15 protein-coding genes are annotated in these 15651 nt (G+C 63.4%); 10 read left to right on the forward strand and 5 right to left on the reverse strand.

Annotated elements, in window-relative coordinates:
- Nucleotides 1-15: 15 nt before the first annotated feature.
- The 3 genes from AC5RWG_RS05380 to AC5RWG_RS05390 all read left to right on the forward strand — a co-directional run bounded on the left by AC5RWG_RS05380 (nucleotide 16) and on the right by AC5RWG_RS05390 (nucleotide 2437).
- Nucleotides 16-690, forward strand: coding sequence for a GntR family transcriptional regulator (locus AC5RWG_RS05380; RefSeq protein ID WP_494022597.1), 675 nt, complete (start codon nucleotides 16-18; stop codon nucleotides 688-690).
- A gap of 29 nt (nucleotides 691-719) precedes the next feature.
- Nucleotides 720-932 carry a biotin/lipoyl-binding carrier protein gene (locus tag AC5RWG_RS05385; RefSeq protein WP_494000346.1) on the forward strand — a complete coding sequence of 71 codons (213 nt, stop codon included), beginning with the start codon at nucleotides 720-722 and terminating at the stop codon, nucleotides 930-932.
- 179 nt (nucleotides 933-1111) lie between these two features.
- On the forward strand, nucleotides 1112-2437 hold the full coding sequence (locus AC5RWG_RS05390) for an aminotransferase family protein (protein WP_494025496.1): 1326 nt from the start codon (nucleotides 1112-1114) through the stop codon (nucleotides 2435-2437).
- 87 nt (nucleotides 2438-2524) lie between these two features.
- Here AC5RWG_RS05390 and AC5RWG_RS05395 read toward each other — a convergent pair whose 3' ends face one another.
- On the reverse strand, nucleotides 2525-3184 hold the full coding sequence (locus tag AC5RWG_RS05395; protein ID WP_494166517.1) for a Type 1 glutamine amidotransferase-like domain-containing protein: 660 nt from the start codon (nucleotides 3182-3184) through the stop codon (nucleotides 2525-2527).
- Between the two features lie 261 nt (nucleotides 3185-3445).
- On the opposite strand from AC5RWG_RS05395, the gene AC5RWG_RS05400 reads away from it, so the two are divergent.
- From AC5RWG_RS05400 to AC5RWG_RS05425, 6 genes are all read left to right on the forward strand, one after another.
- The gene (locus AC5RWG_RS05400) at nucleotides 3446-4138 is read left to right on the forward strand and encodes an MSMEG_4193 family putative phosphomutase (protein WP_494025494.1); all 693 of its coding nucleotides are present in this window, start codon (nucleotides 3446-3448) and stop codon (nucleotides 4136-4138) included.
- Nucleotides 4139-4162: 24 nt separating this feature from the next.
- Entirely contained in the window at nucleotides 4163-4714 is a 552-nt protein-coding gene (locus AC5RWG_RS05405) for a DUF3090 domain-containing protein (RefSeq protein WP_494166518.1), read from the forward strand.
- Nucleotides 4714-5481, forward strand: a complete 768-nt coding sequence (locus AC5RWG_RS05410) for an SCO1664 family protein (protein WP_494000351.1) — start codon at nucleotides 4714-4716, stop codon at nucleotides 5479-5481. Before AC5RWG_RS05405 ends, AC5RWG_RS05410 begins: the two co-directional genes overlap by 1 nt.
- Nucleotides 5482-5729: 248 nt before the next feature.
- Entirely contained in the window at nucleotides 5730-6491 is a 762-nt protein-coding gene (gene fabG, locus AC5RWG_RS05415; protein WP_494166519.1) for a 3-oxoacyl-ACP reductase FabG, read from the forward strand.
- Nucleotides 6491-7732 (forward strand): MFS transporter, encoded by a 1242-nt coding sequence (locus AC5RWG_RS05420; protein ID WP_494166520.1) that lies wholly within the window; start codon nucleotides 6491-6493, stop codon nucleotides 7730-7732. The genes fabG and AC5RWG_RS05420 overlap by 1 nt, the downstream gene beginning before the upstream one ends.
- 51 nt (nucleotides 7733-7783) lie before the next feature.
- Nucleotides 7784-8734 (forward strand): 3-hydroxyacyl-CoA dehydrogenase NAD-binding domain-containing protein, encoded by a 951-nt coding sequence (locus tag AC5RWG_RS05425; protein ID WP_494166521.1) that lies wholly within the window; start codon nucleotides 7784-7786, stop codon nucleotides 8732-8734.
- 592 nt (nucleotides 8735-9326) lie between these two features.
- On the opposite strand, the gene AC5RWG_RS05430 is transcribed toward AC5RWG_RS05425, so the two are convergent.
- The 4 genes from AC5RWG_RS05430 to AC5RWG_RS05445 form a co-directional block, all read right to left on the reverse strand.
- Nucleotides 9327-10526 (reverse strand): AI-2E family transporter, encoded by a 1200-nt coding sequence (locus tag AC5RWG_RS05430; protein WP_494166522.1) that lies wholly within the window; start codon nucleotides 10524-10526, stop codon nucleotides 9327-9329.
- Nucleotides 10527-11470: 944 nt separating this feature from the next.
- Complete coding sequence (locus tag AC5RWG_RS05435) at nucleotides 11471-11734, reverse strand: hypothetical protein (protein WP_494166523.1); 264 nt, start codon at nucleotides 11732-11734, stop codon at nucleotides 11471-11473.
- Nucleotides 11735-12702: 968 nt separating this feature from the next.
- Nucleotides 12703-13239, reverse strand: coding sequence for a hypothetical protein (locus tag AC5RWG_RS05440; RefSeq protein WP_494166524.1), 537 nt, complete (start codon nucleotides 13237-13239; stop codon nucleotides 12703-12705).
- A gap of 366 nt (nucleotides 13240-13605) precedes the next feature.
- Nucleotides 13606-13821, reverse strand: a complete 216-nt coding sequence (locus tag AC5RWG_RS05445) for a hypothetical protein (RefSeq protein ID WP_494166525.1) — start codon at nucleotides 13819-13821, stop codon at nucleotides 13606-13608.
- A gap of 563 nt (nucleotides 13822-14384) precedes the next feature.
- On the opposite strand from AC5RWG_RS05445, the gene AC5RWG_RS05450 reads away from it, so the two are divergent.
- Nucleotides 14385-15608, forward strand: a complete 1224-nt coding sequence (locus AC5RWG_RS05450) for a TerC family protein (RefSeq protein WP_494166526.1) — start codon at nucleotides 14385-14387, stop codon at nucleotides 15606-15608.
- The last annotated feature ends 43 nt before the right edge of the window (nucleotides 15609-15651 follow it).

The raw sequence follows: 15651 nt of genomic DNA on the forward strand, positions 1-15651 counted from the left end.
GGTAGGAGCAACGAGTTGAGTGAGCCTGTACTGGAGCCGATCCTCATCGACGGGACGGTGGACACCATTGTCAACCGGCTGCGGGGCGCGATCGAAAAGGGCGCCTACAGGCCCGGCCAACAGCTGCGCGAAACCAGTCTTGCCCGGCAGCTGAACGTCAGCCGTTCGCCGGTGCGCGAAGCAATGCAGCGGCTCATACAGGAAGGTCTTCTGCACCGGGTACGCAACCGCGGGGTTTTTGTCCTGGAACTGTCCGAGGCGGATATGGATGACATATCCGTCGCCCGCCATTCCGTTGAAAAGGCAGCAGCCGAGGAGCTGGCGAAGAATCCAAGGAAACAGATTTTCGATGAACTTCGCAGCATCGTCGTCGACATGAAGGAAGCCTCGGAAAGAGGTCATCCGTGGTCGGATCTGGTCGACTTGGACCTGGCGTTCCACACGGTCTTGGTCGGGAGTCTCGGTAACAAACGCCTCACGGTTTTCTATCAGACCCTCCTCACTGAAACGCGCCTGTCGCTCATGATGCTGGAGAACCTGTATCCCCATCCGGAAGAGATAGCGGCCGAACACCAGGAGCTCCTGGCAAACGTGGAAGGAGGAAACATTGAGGACCTGGACGAGCAGATTAAGAAACACATGGACCACACGGGCCAGCGCCGCCGGTCCACGACGAACACAACACCTTAAAGGCCGGGCTATTCGAGGAGGAACAAGAATTGAGCGAAGTACGGTCGGATCTGGCTGCCAACGTTTGGAAAATCCTCGTGGCGCCGGGAGCGTCTGTTGAGGAAGACGAAACCATCATGATCCTCGAATCCATGAAAATGGAGATTCCGGTTGAAGCGCCCGAATCGGGTGTTGTTGCGGACATCTCCGTGTCAGAGGGAGACGCGGTCACGGAAGGGCAGCTACTCGCCGTCCTCGATTAACCGGCGCCAGCACATGCCGCAACCGGATGTTCCTGTGCAATTTCACCTGAACGAAAGCTGGCTCCGCGCCTGACTCCCGCAACCGATGCAAAACCGGGGGCTGCCCACGAGGCACAGGGCAGTCCGGCGGTGTCTTCTACCTGGAATCGACCCCTATTGGCCTGCCTAGGAGAAAAACAATGGCTACCGACGCAACCGTTCTTGATCCGGCAAACCCTACCAAGCTCGTAGGCGAGTCACTGTGGAGCGCCCAGGCGCACATGCCCTCGGTTCTGCAACGCCGCATCGTCATTACCGAAGGCCACGGCGCATACCTGACAACCTCGGACGGCCAGCACCTGCTGGATGCCACCGCCGGACTGTGGCACGCAAACATCGGCCACGGCAGGGAATCAGTGGCGAAAGCGGCCTATGACCAGATGTGCAAACTGGAGACTTACCACGTTTTTGGCCGGTTCTCGAACGATGTGGCACTCTCCCTCGCCGACCGGCTCGTGGCCATGGGTCCGATCCCGGACGCCAAGATAATTTTCAACAGCGGCGGGTCTGACTCCGTCGACCTGGCCTGCAAGATTGCGCGGCGCCATTGGCAGCTTGAGGGCATGCCGGACAAGAAAACCATCCTCAGCCGTACATACTCGTACCACGGGCTCCACGCCTTTGGCACCAGTATCGCCGGGCTTGATTTCAATAGGGACGGCTACGGGACGGATTCCCTCGTCCCCGAGACGGCCCTCGTTCCGACCAACGATCTTGAAGGCGTACAGGCAGTCGTCGACGACATCGGGCCGGAGAATATTGCCGCCATCTTCACCGAGCCAATCATAGGGACCGGTGGGGTGATTCCGCCTGCCCCCGGTTATCTTGAAGGCCTGCAGCAAATCGCCCGGAAGAACGACATTCTTCTGATCGTCGATGAAGTCATCACCGGATTCGGCCGGGCAGGCTTGATGTTCGCCTCCGAAAGGTTCCATCTCGAGCCCGACATGATTCTGCTGGCCAAAGGAATAACATCCGGCTACGCCCCGCTGGGCGGGGTCCTCATCTCCAACCGGATCTGGGGACGGTTCTATCAGGGACAGGACGCCCCCGTTTCGAGGCACGGCATGACGTACTCGGGGCACGCCACAGCTTGCGCAGTTGCACACGCCAACCTCGACATCCTCGAGAACGAAAATCTCGTTGCGCGGGCCTTGGAACTGGAATCCGTCCTCGATAAGGCCCTTGCACCTCTTGCCTCGCATCCTCTCGTGCAGGAAATCCGCAGCGGCGTTGGATTTCTCGCCGGCGTCCAGCTCGCAGACCAGGCGGACGCCGAGGCTGTGGCCAACTCATGCATCGACAACGGCGTCGTCGTGCGGCCCCTGCGCGGCAACACTCTCCAAATCAGCCCGCCATTCGTCGTGAGCGACGACGATGTTCACTTGATCGCGAAGACCATCGGGCAGGTTCTGGACGCACGCACCAGTACCCGGCCGGCATCACCAGAGCTGTCGGGAACATGATGTTAAACCCGTAGTCCTTCGCCAATTCCTGTTCGTCCCGTCCCTGCTGGGCAAAAGCCACGCGACCTCACAAAGGCTGGGCACTTATCACTCGAACCTCTTCCACTGTCCTTCGGAAACCACCTCGACGGAGCCGTCGACGACCTTGATCGCTGTTTGTTCGTCGATGGCGTAGGCAGGGGCGCCTATGTCGGCGGCCCACCGCTCTGCGCGGGCCAGGGTGTTGCTCGGGAAAGCGTTCAGGTGCGGAAAGATTGAAAATTCCACCACCCCCAGAGTTCGGTCATCCGGAGCGGACGGCCACTCGACGAAGACTTCCCCGATCCGGGGCGTCATCACCATGCTTCCGGCACTCACTCCCACCCACACCATGTCGGGAAGTGACGGGAGCAGTTCGGCCAGCCCGGACTCCCGCACCCAGTGGGACAGGTACGTCGCGTCGCCGCCGTCGACCAAGAGCACGTCGGCCTCCCGAAGCCACGGGACCCACCGATCCGCGCCAATGGTGGGCAGCGCGGTAAGCTCGAGAACCCCGAGCGACGCCCAGCCCAGGCCGGATAAATGACGGAAGTCATTCTCGGCGGCCAGGAGGTTCCGCACCGATGCCGGTCCGCACAGCGGGTGACCCCACTGCGCTGTCGGGACGATCAGGGCGCGGCACTGCGACACCGGCTTGTCGAGAAGCTGCACGAGCGCAGAGTGAATGCTCGGGTTCGTCACGCCGCCAGAAGTCAGCAAGAGCTTCAACGTGCCTCCAGAGTCCCCGCGTGGATGGTGAATGAGCCCGGAGCCGTGGGAACCGGCTGGAACTCACCGACAGATCCGGTAAGAACGCCCGTCTGCTGCCCGGACCTTCAATAGGTACACACCCAGTCAAACTTTGTCCACAGTTCGACGTGGACGCAGACCTCAGGTTGGTCTGTCCCTTCATGAAAGCGTGATTGGTCTGTTCGACGCGCGACCCTCTGCGGTTCACACCGTAGTTGAACGGGTGGTTAGGCTGAGTGGATGGCGACAGTCATCCTCGTGCGGCACGGCCGCACCACAGCCAATGCCACCGGACTGCTGGCCGGTCGTGCCGACGGCGTCTGCCTCGACCAGGTCGGGCGCGATCAGGCGGCGCTGACCGGAGACCGGCTCGCAGCGGTGCCCGTAGTCGGGGTGGTGTCGAGCCCTCTGGAGCGTTGTCGGCAGACCGCGCAGTTCATCCTCGATCGCCAGGCTGGGTCGCCGCACGCGCCGGTCGACCTCGATCTCACCGAATGCGATTACGGCGAGTGGCAGGGCCGCACGATCAGTGATCTTGAGACCGAGGAATTGTGGCCGGTCGTGCAGTCGCAGCCGTCCGCCGTCGTCTTTCCCGGCGGTGAATCCCTGGCCTCGATGCAGGCTCGGTCGGTGGCAGCGATTCGACGCCACGATGCAGCCTTCGAGACGGAGTACGGGCCAGGGGCCGTGTGGGTGGCGGTGAGTCACGGTGACATTATCAAGTCGATCCTCGCCGACGCGCTTGGCATGCACCTTGACCTGTTCCAGCGAATCACCGTGGGCCCGGGGTCCGTATCAATCGTGCGTTACAGCGTCAGTAGACCAAGCGTCTACGCGACCAACACCGACGCCGGTGATCTGTCGTGGCTGTCGAACGGCATCCGCTCTGCCGATGCGCCGGTGGGCGGCGGTGCAGGGCAGCAGGAGCCATGAACCTCATGTGCCTAAAATACTGACATGCCTGCACGTGTTCACGAGTTCGCCTGGCCCGATCGGGTCGTCGTTGGCACCATAGGCCTTCCGGGGGCGCGTACGTTCTATCTGCAGGTGCGTGCGGGGACGCAGATCGTGAGTATTACCCTGGAGAAACAGCAGTCGGCCCTGCTCGCAGAGAAGATCGACGAAATTCTCGACCAGCTCATGGCCCTCGAAGGCAACCCCTTCAGCGTTCCCGCGAGTACTCCCACTGAGCTCGTTGACAATGATCAGCTTGAGGCAGGTCAGGAGCAGTTTCGCACCGGCTCCATGAGCTTAGGTTGGGACCCGACGACCGCGCAGGTCGTGATAGAGGCCTACGCCATCACCGACGTCGATACCGACGACGACGAATCGCTTGATGAGGGCGGGGCTCAGGCGGCCGAAATGCTGCTGGTGCGCATGCCTGTCGGCACCGCCCGCGCATTCACCAAGCGCACCCGTGAGATCGTGGGCGCCGGACGTCCGACGTGCCCGCTCTGCGGCTACCCCATAGACGCCGACGGGCACACCTGTACCCTTCCCGAGGCCTGATGCCGGCGCCGGACCTGGTGACCGCCGAGCTGACGCTCACCGGACGCATCACGACGGCTTCAAACGCTACATTTCTGGGCAGCATCGGCGACGTGGCCGTGGTCTATAAGCCGATAGCGGGGGAAAGTCCGCTGTGGGATTTTCCCCACGGCACCCTGGCTCACCGGGAGGTGGCCGCCTACTTGGTCTCGCAGGCCTTCGGCTGGGACATCGTGCCGCACACCTGGCTGCGCGATGGTCCGTTGGGCGAAGGAATGGTACAGCTTTGGCAGGAGCAAGACCCCGCCCAAAGCGCCGTGGACCTGGTCGCGGCGGACCAGGTGCCGGAGACGGGCTGGAGACACGTTCTCAAGGGCCGGGATGAGAACGGACGGATGGTCGCCCTCGTTCACGAAGACTCGCCGGCGCTGAGACGCATGGCGGTGTTCGACATCATCGTCAACAACGCCGACCGCAAAGGCGACCACATTCTTGCCATGACGGACGGACACCGGCACGGCGTGGACCATGGGCTGACCTTTCATCGTGACCACAAGTTGCGCACGGTGTTGTGGGGATGGTTGGGAGACGCTCTAACCGCCGAGGAACGCTACGGCATAGACCGTGTCAGCGAAGGACTGCACGGCGGGCTGGGCCGAAACCTGGCGGACCTGCTCAGCGCCGAAGAAATCGCATCGCTCGCCGCGCGCTGCGCCAAGTTGCGCTTGGCAGGGCGGTTTCCGGCTCCGAGCGGTGAGATGTCCGCGGTGCCCTGGCCGCTGTTCTAATTCGTTAATCAGCGAAGCACAAGTGCTGCGTCCACTCGCCGCCAGCCTGGTTGAGACAACGCTGCCTTCGGGGCAAAAGGTTTTAGGGATTCCGCCTAATCTGTCTACTCGCTCACATTAGTTGACACATCAACCTTTACGGGCCCATGGTAGATGCATACGCATATAAGTTGCGTCTCGGACACTGACGAGGTCACTACCCCACCCGCCTTTGTCCCCGCCTGGTAAATCACCACAAGGAGAAGACAATGTCGCAGCGCGTTCTGGTCACTGCCGGAGCAAACGGAATCGGCTTGGCCATCGCCAAGGCCTTCGCCGCCACAGGTGCACACGTGCACATCGCGGACATCAACGCCGACGCCGTGGCCGCGGTCACCGCGGAGTACGCCAACATCAGCGGTTCGGTGGTCGATGTAAGCGCCCCTGAGGCCGGGGAGGTGCTCGCTCAAGACGCCAACACGAGGCTCGGCGGTTTGGACGTGCTGGTGAACAACGCCGGGATTGCCGGCCCCACCGCCCCTGTCGACAAGTACGATGCGAACGCCTTCGCCGCCGTCGTGGGTGTGAACCTGCAGGGCACGTTCAATGTCACGCAGGCGGTCATTCCGCTGCTCAAGCGGTCGGAGGCCGCCTCCATCATCATGATGTCGTCGCTGGCCGGCCGCTTTGGCTACCCGAACCGAGTTGCCTATTCCACCACCAAGTGGGGCCTGGTCGGCTTCGCCAAGACCCTGGCCATGGAGCTCGGCCAATTCGGCATCACCTCCAACACCATCCACCCGGGCGCCGTCGACGGCCCGCGCATCATGAGTGTCTTCGAAGGCCGCGCTGCAGTCTCCGGCCGCACCGTGCAGGAGGAGATCGACAGCGCGATGGCCAACCAATCGGTCAAGCAGTTCATCAACCCCGACGACATCGCCCAACTGGTCCTCTTCCTCGCCGGACCGCACGCCCGCACCATCTCGGGCCAGATGTTTCCCATTGATGGCGACTCCAAGGCGGCCGTCTGATGAGCACCACTTCCCAATCCCAGTCCACACAGGCAGCCCCGGTCCGGAAACCCTGGCGGGGACGGATTCTCTACTTCCTCGGTCTGATCCTCATGGCGTTTTCCCTGCGCCACGCGGTGACCGGCATCTCGCCGATCCTGGGCCGGATCCAGGACGACGTTGCCCTCGGCACCACCGGCGCCACGATCCTCGGCATGCTGCCCACGATCGCCTTCGGCGTCGCCGGCTTCGTGGCCCCGGTCTTCATCCGCCGCCTCGGCCCGGCGAAGATGGCCGTGGTGGCCATGGCCCTCGGCGTCCTCGGCACCGTCCTGCGCGTGATCGGGGATTCAGCCATCGGGTTCCTGGCCTTCGGAGCGATCGCCCTGTTCGGCATGGGCATCGGCAACGTGGTCGGCCCGCCGCTGGTCAAGCGGTACTTCCCGGACCGGCAGGGTACCGCCATGACCGTGCTGACCCTCATGACCCAGGCCGGAGCCACCGTCCCCGCCATGCTCGCGGTACCGATGTCCAACACCGCCGGCTGGCGGGCCTCGGTCGCCTCCTATGCCATCCTCATGGTGCTCGCCGCACTCCCGTGGATCCTGGCCGCCGTCCGCTCCGGACGCCGGGACACCGCGGCCCAAGGCACCGGAACGGGCCCCGCAGCGCAGAAGGTCGGCATCGCCAAGCTGTTCACCAACCCGATCTCTCTGGGCGGGGCTATCTTCTACGGCATGGCCGCGTTGAACACCTACGCCATGCTCGCCTGGCTGCCCACCATCTTCCAGGCCCAGGGCCTTAGTGAGGCCGGTGCGGCCGGAATGTACTCCATCTACACGTTCCTGACCCTGCCGATGGCCCTGATCACCCCGATCATCGCCACCCGCATGAAAAACCCGTTCTGGCTGGGCATCCTCTTCCCCGTCGCTTCCATCATCGGCTACACCGGCATCATGGTCGCTCCCGGCGCGGCCGGGCTATGGGCCGTCATCGCCGGCATCTCCGGCGGCGCGTTCCCGTTCGCGATGGTCATGTTCAACCAGCGCACCCGGACCCCCGAGGGTTCTTCCACCGTCACCGGATTCAGCTTGGGCATCGGCTACGCCTTCGGCACCGTCGGCCCCTTCCTCGGCGGAGTGCTCTCGTCCCTATCCGGAGGGTGGACGATCCCGCTCCTGGTCTTCATCGCGGCCGCAGTGGTCATGATCGTCGCTGCCAAGATGCTCACGAGCAAGCGGATCTTCGAGGACATCCGGTAGCACCCGGACAAGCAGCCTCACAAACAAGCAGTACCTGAAAGGACAATCACCATGAGCATCACAAGCAACTCCAACCGGACGATCGCCGTCGTTGGAACCGGCGTCATCGGCGCCAGCTGGGCCGCGTACTACCTGGCTCAAGGATTCACGGTCGTCGCCTCTGACCCCGCAGACGGGGCCGAGGACCGACTGCGCCGCTGGGTCGAGGACTTCTGGCCAGCCTTGGAGACCATCGGCCTGGCCGAGGGTGCCACCAAAGACAATCTTCGGTTCACCGCCTCGATCACCGAGGCCGTGAGCGGCGCCGAGTTCATCCAGGAGAATGGACCGGAGCGCCTGGAGGTCAAGCACGCCATGCTGGCCCAGATCGAAGCCGGCGCCAGCGAGGAGGCCATCATCGCGACCTCCTCGTCCGGGCTGCTGATCACAGACGTCCAGCAGGGCATGCAGCACCCCGAGCGCATGGTCCTCGGGCACCCGTTCAACCCGCCGCACCTGATCCCGCTGGTCGAAGTGCTCGGCGGTCGGCAGACCTCGCCCGAGACCGTGGACCGGGCCTTAACCTTCTACACCGAGATCGGCAAGAAGCCCATCCGCATCAACAAGGAAGTGCCCGGCCACGTAGCCAACCGCCTCCAGGTGGCCCTGTGGACCGAGATGTTCCACCTGGTCTCCACCGGGGTGACCAGCGTCGAGGACATCGACACCGCCATCTCCTATGGCCCGGGCCTACGGTGGGCGCTGCTGGGCCCCTTCCTCAACCTGCACGCCTCCGGCGGCGACGGCGGCATCACCCACGTCCTCGAGCACATCGGCCCGGCCCAGCGCGAGTGGGCCAGGACCCTGGGCACCTACCCGGAGACCGACGACTACATCCCCGTCATGGCCGACGGCGTCGCGCAGGAGCTCGACGGTTACGACTGGTCACAGACCCTGAACCAGCGCGACCAGCTCCTCATCGACCTCATCGTCGCCAAAAACGCCAAGCCCCAGATCCCCTGACCAAGGGCGGTCCCGGACAGCCAACGCGTTGGCTCCCACCGGCAGCTGCAGATCAAACGGCGATTCAAATTCCGTCTGCTGATCCGGCCCGCACATTGCTGCGGAACGGAAGCCCCTGAGCTTCCGTCCCGCAGCAATCTGCTCCCCCAGCTCCCCATCGACCACGAAGCCGGAGGGCACCGCATCAGTGGCGGCCGCCCACACCAGGCAAGTAGCAGGTCAGGTCCTTGCCTTGGCGGGAGAAGAACGCCGTGCGTTCCCTGGACCGACGTTAGGCTGCAGAAACCGGGCGTCGGAGATATTCGAGGTGGTGGAGCTGATTGTCCGCCGCCTGCTGCCGCTGGCCGCCGACGGACTGGCCGATCTTCGTGTGGGCCATTTGATCGACAGGTACATGGAGATCCTGCGCGCCCGCGCCTAGACGGAACAGAACGGCGCCAGCTGGCAGATCAAGACCCTGCGACTGTTTGTAGGAGGCGGGCTGGACCGTCCGGCAGCGCAGGCCGAGATGACGCGGCAGAATTCGCACAACATGCATACCAACGAGGCGGCACACCTGGCCGCTGGAGGGTGCGGCGGGTTAGGTCTGCGGTTAGCCCTGCGCGCCTGCCACGGTTGCCTCGGCTTCCGGCCGGCTGCTGTTAGAACCGTCTACCTCTGCTTCCCCTTCCGGTTGGACGGGGAAGACCACGTCCCGCAGATAACGCAGCACCACAATTCCCACCGCTGTTGTTGGTACCGATAGGAAAGCTCCGACGATGCCGAACAGGGTGCCGCCGACTGTTACCGAGGCCAGCACCACGGCCGGGTGGATCTTCAGCTTAGTTCCCACCAGGAACGGCTGCAGCAGGTTGCTCTCCAGTTGCTGGACCACAATCACCACGCCGAGCACGATCAGGGCCGTGACCCAGCCGTGGGAGATCAGGGCGATCAGGGCGGCGAGCAAACCTGTTGCCACCGCACCGACGACCGGGATGAAGGCCGCGATAAAGATCAGGATGGTCAGCGGCAAGGCGAGCGGAATGCCGAGAATGAAAAGGGCGGCGCCGATGAAGACAGCATCGACCAGGGCGACGGCGGCCTGCGCCGCGATGTAGCCCGACAGAGTCTGCCAGGCCCGGGAGGTCACGGCGGCGGCGTGTACGTAGACCTTGGCGTCCGTCCATCGGCTGGTCCAGGCGAGGAAGCGGTCGCCGTCTTTGAGGCAGAAGAACGTGAAGACCAGGACCAGCACAAAGATGATGGTGCCCGAAGTGATGGCCCCCAGTCCGGTGGTGATTCCGGAGGCGATGTCTCCGGCGTGCTCGCGGATCTGGGATACCGCGCTGTCCACCAGGGAATTCAGGTCCGCGTTTTCAAGATTGAACGGTGGCCCGGCCAGGAACTGGGTGATCTGCCCGAGGTTTTCGCGTGCCTTCCCGGCCAGCCCCGCGGTTCCCGAGGCCAGCGACGGAATTACCAGTATCAGCACTCCGACGACGGCAGCCAGCGCAGCGAGCACGGTGACAAAGGCCGCCAGCGCCTTGGGCATGAGGCGGCGGGCCAGGCGGTTCACCGGCCACAGGATGCTGGCCAGCAGCAGGGCCAGGATCGTCGGGAAAACCACCGACCACAGCGAACGGACCAGCCACCAGGCCAGCACTAAACCGATAGCGATGACAACGGCCCGTCCAGTCCACAGAGCCGTGCGGTCAACGCCGGCGGCGAAAATCCCACGCGGTTCCTGCGGCTTCACTCCGGGTCCGGTGGCGGATTCCACCGCCTCGGGATCAGCCTTGAGAGTGCTCGACACCGAGCGAGCGGTCGATGCCTGACGCTTCGGAATAAATCGCATGCTTCCTATCCTGCCCCACTTGGGCAACTGATCCCGCGCCCAGGCCATGCCGCAGATTCAACTTGGCAGGCATCGTGCGTGGACCGATCCGATGTGCAGGTCTGGGTTACTGGACGGATGGCGCCTAGGCGGGCCCGTGGTCTGGCGTCCGCTGGCGTCCAGATAATCGTCGAAACGGCAGGTGACGCACTTGGGCTGCACCGGGGTGCTGTGGAAGGCGGCTGCCGGCAGATCGGGATGGCTCCGCGGTACTTGAAGATTGCCGGGAAATGGCAAGACCACAACCTACGGGGTGCGTCTCCGGGACTGGCTAGTGCTGTCCCTCTTACGTAGCGCGCGCCGCCGCAGGAGCACCGACATGGCGACAATAAAGAAAAGGATGTAAAGCCATGCGGGGAATCAGCCGCGCCCAGACGGGGGCGGATACGAGGATCAGAATCAGATTCGCCACTGTCAGCCCGAGTAGACAGATCGCAAAGGGCCACCACAGGGGGTCTGGCTTCCATGTCGCCATGCCCCGAGCCTAAACCTGAGGAGGAGGGAGGGGTACCTCCTTCGGCCGGCTATGGTTCCGTCCGCCTGCATAGCCATCGCGAAAGCGTGCGGGCACTCCCTACAGCACAGGAACCATGATGACACCGAGGATAATTGCGGCAATGCCGAGCAGCCTCACCTCGACTGCTGCGCCTGGCCGCTAAGAACACGGGATTCTAGCGGCCATCGCAAACGTCTCAGGGAGATTAGAGACTATACATTGAACCTAAATTCCACCACGTCCCGTAGCCGAATAACCTCACCCCGAATTCAAGTCCTCCCTGCCGAACGTGAACCCGGAGGCCTGTTCCAGACGACCGAACTGAACCTGACTCGCAAGCCCTTCGCTACTAGATCGAATAACAGGGCTAGGCTGTCATCTTGTTCGCCAGTTCGTGCTTCTCCGGGGTGAACTCCACCGGCAGGTTTGGCCTGACATAGTTGTCAAACCATGCGTCGTGCTGCGTGGCCGCCTCCCAAATCTCCACAACGGTCATTCCGCCTTCGCTCTCATAGGCGTAATGGGCGTTGAAGCCGGGGGCGGCCATGAGTTTGTCCCTGAGAGCGGCGGCGATGCCTTCGTACTGCTCCCGGGTCAGGCCGGGCACAAGGCTTTGGACCAGAACAGTCATGGCGGACTCCTTTGTAGGCGACTGCCGGCCGGGCGGACGGATCCCGCGGACAGAGCCGGCGCAGCCGAAGCCTACGCCGGTAGCGGCGCCTGCGACAGGGCTGGATGGTGCCCCGTGGGGCTGCGCCGACACCGTCGCCCACAGGGGGTCACAACCAGGGAGTCACTCACCGGTAGATGAAGACAAGTCCATTAGCTTCTTCAGACCAAGAATCAGCCTCGTACAGAACCGCCGACGGCTGCCATGCTGCAAAACGGCATCATTTGACTAGGTGCGGGTCACAAGAGGACATAGCCGCTAAGAACACATGTTCTTAGCGGCTATCGCAAAAGGTCTCAGGGAGATCAGGAACTGCACATTGAATCTAACTTCCACCACGTTCCGTAGTCGAATAACCTCTCTATGAACCAAACAGTTTAGACCGTATGTGGCGAGGCGAAGCGTGCCTGCGAACACTCACCCGAGATCGGGGTCCCAGCGTCTCCGCGACATCCATCCCGCGGACGCCCAGCATCCGGGAAGCTGTGGTGCCGAACCGGCCCGCTAGGTTGTCCATGTTTTTCCGGCCGCCGTCCACCCCGGTGACGCTCACGCACATGCCCCGCTGCCGCAGCCGTGAGGCTACGGCTGCGGCGCGGAGCTCTTGCCGGCGCCGTCGATGCCGGCCAGGGCAATGGACAGGTCACGTTTCTTGAGCATCGGTTTCATTCCCATCCATTGTCTCAAGCCCCTCGCGGCCGCGCGCCCCCTAGCCAAACCAGACGGGAGCCGTTCACCTCCATGCCACAGCTACCGGCGCATAATTGCCGGTTCCGCGCACGACAAACGCGTCTGCTGGCTGCTGCCGGGGATCATGACGACCTCGGCAGCCGGCAGCAGGAGCGGCCCCGCCCGGCCGGGCTGCCCGCAGACCTGATGCCGGAACGGAGTTTGCAGCCAGGCCTCCCCGGCGCGGGGACTGACCCTTTTCAGTGGGCGACTAGAAGTTTCACCGCCACGATAATGCTGGCAACGGCGGCCAGGGCGATACCGCCCCACAGGGCCCCTGCGCTAGCGGACCTGCCGCTCAGTCTTTGGACGACAAGACCGATGGAGCCAAGGCGGAACAGGATCAGCCCTGACGCTGCGGCGAGGCCCAGCCGGTCGTCAAATCTGCCCAGCGCGGAAAGGCCCACCATGACGGCCGGCATCAGCCCGGAGGTCAGGATCGGGACGGCATCGCGCAGCTGCTGAAGCATTTCCGTGCCGGAGACCTTGCCGCCCACCGCGGAGGCACTGAAAGTGTGCGCGAGAACGTGCGCCAGGAAAGTGGTCAGCGCTGTTCCCGTGATGTAGATCAGAGCTTCACCGGTCCGGACCGCGGACGGAGTGGAGGCGACAATGGCCGCCTGTACCAGGACATTGCCGTACACGTAGGCCGAGATCCGGCTTACGGCCCTGCGGGGATTCACCGGCCCGCCCGCCCTGTGGCGCAGACGGATGGACCACGGCCCGCGACTGGTCATGGCCACAGCCTTGACGGGTGCACGGCCGCACCGATCGAAGCCGGTGCAGGCCACCGGCGGGAAGCCAGCGACGAGAGGCGGGGCAGAAGAAGGCCGAAGCCTGAGCCCTGCCCCCGCTTGCCAGAGCGCAAACCGGGGAGAGGCTCCGCGGGATGACCGCAGCTTCCTTCCGCCCGTACTGATCGGGCTGCCCTGCACCAGCGCCGGGCAGATGCGGTGGACGAAACGCTCACCGACGGACTTTCAACTTGATGCTCTTCGGCCGGTACCTCAAATCCCGGTTCAACGGAGCTCCCGCGCTAAGCATCGCCGTCACCAACGCCGGCAGCAGCAGCGGGCGACGGGCTGGTCCTGACCGGATCAAGGTCAGGAGCGGCCTTCCAGGCGCCTTAGTGCTTCATCGCGGGCACGTTGAATCTTGTCCTGGTGCCTGCCTTTGCTCGCCTTCTCGGCAAGGACGGCAGCCTTATCAACTACCCTGCCACCGGCCTGCCTGACCTTCGGGCTTTGAAGCGCGCTTTTTACCTTCGGATTCCCTGCCACTTCCCTGATGATCCTGCTGAGGCCACTCAAACCTGCCATACGTATTGCTCCTCCATTTACCCGTCGGGCCGATCCCGACCACGACGTATCGGTGTCCCCAACTTAACGCATTCAGGACCCGGATCATCCCCGCTTCGGTAAGATCGGCGATTGCCGGCCCTCGGACGGGCGCGCCTGCTCATCATGCGCCGGAGGGCGTCGTGCGGCCAGCGCAACGGGACGACTGGACCATGCGCACAGGCTCCTTCCGCCAGAGGTACGTGAAGCTGGGAGCACCTGCGTGTACTGCCCGCAGTCACTCCGTTACCCTCGGCACAAAAATCGCGCGCAGTGATTCAACCTCGGGTGCGTCCCGGCTGCACACAGCGGCATCGCTGGTTAAGGAGCCGGGACGTGCAGCAGCGCTGGTGCCGGCCCGGGTTCCGATTGGTCTCCGGCTGCGAAACCCGGATAGAGTGAAAATACGTAAGGGAGTATTCCGAAGCGCTGCATACGTCAACACGTCAGGCACCGATGCCTTGCCGGGTGCAGCGGCCAGCCGGAGGGCGGGCGGAGAGACTTACCCGGCTCGCTGCTACCCACCTTACGAAAGCAGGAATACCTTGACTGTTCCTCCCCTGATCTGGGGCATCACCATTGTCGTTATTTTGGCCCTGCTGGCCTTTGATTACTTCTTCCACATCCGCAAAGCGCACGTTCCCCAGCTGAAGGAAGCGGCCATTTGGTCCGCCATCTATGTGGGCATCGCCATCATCTTCGGCATCCTCGTCCTGATCTACGGTGGCCCGGCTATGGGCTCGGAGTATTTCGCCGGGTACATCACGGAGAAGGCGCTCTCGGTCGACAACCTCTTTGTCTTCCTGATCATCATGGCCAGCTTTAAGGTCCCGCGCGAAGATCAGCAGAAGGTGCTGCTGTTCGGCATCGTGTTCTCGCTGATCGCCAGGACCGGATTCATCTTCCTCGGGGCGGCCCTGATCAACTCCTTCGCCTGGGTGTTCTACGCTTTCGGATTGATCCTCCTGATCACTGCCGGCAACCTGCTCAAGCCCGAAACCTCCGGCGGCGAAGCGGACAACTTCATGATCCGTCTGGCCCGCAAGCTCTTCCACACCACGGACCACTACGACGGCGACAAGCTGTTCACCATGGAAAACGGCAAGAAGGTCATGACGCCGATGCTGCTGGTCATGGTGGCCATCGGCGGAACGGACATCCTCTTCGCCCTCGACTCCATCCCGGCGATCTTTGGTCTTACCCAGAACGTGTTCATCGTCTTCACGGCCACGGCCTTCTCGCTGATGGGTCTGCGCCAGCTGTACTTCCTGATCGATGGTCTGCTGGACCGGCTAATCTACCTCTCCTACGGCCTGGCCGCCATTCTGGCCTTCATCGGCGTCAAGCTGATCCTGCACGCCCTGCACGAGAACAACCTTCCGTTCGTCAACGGCGGCGAGCCGGTCCCGGTCTTCGAGATCACCACCGGCCTCTCGCTCACCGTCATCATCGGCGTCCTGGTCATAACCGTGGTCGCGTCGCTGCTGAGCAAGGCGGGCAAGGCGCAGACCGCGATCAATAACGCCCGGCGGCACGCGGTCAACTACCTGGATCTCGAATACACTGCGGACCCGGCCGAGCGCGAGCGTATTTATAGTGCCCTGCGTGAGGAGGAGCGGCAGATCGAACAGATGGAGCCGAAGTACCGCAACAAGGCCAAGGACGTGGACAACATCCGTGCCAAGGTCGCCGAGGCACACCGGCAGCACGGGCAGCACCTCGCCCGGCAACCGGCCGTAGTCGGGAACGAATCGAAAACCCGGAAGTGATTTTCGAACCCGGCTATAAGCTGCCCCCGCTTCAGTAGCCGCG

Source organism: Arthrobacter sp. Y3221160 (genome assembly GCF_059092585.1).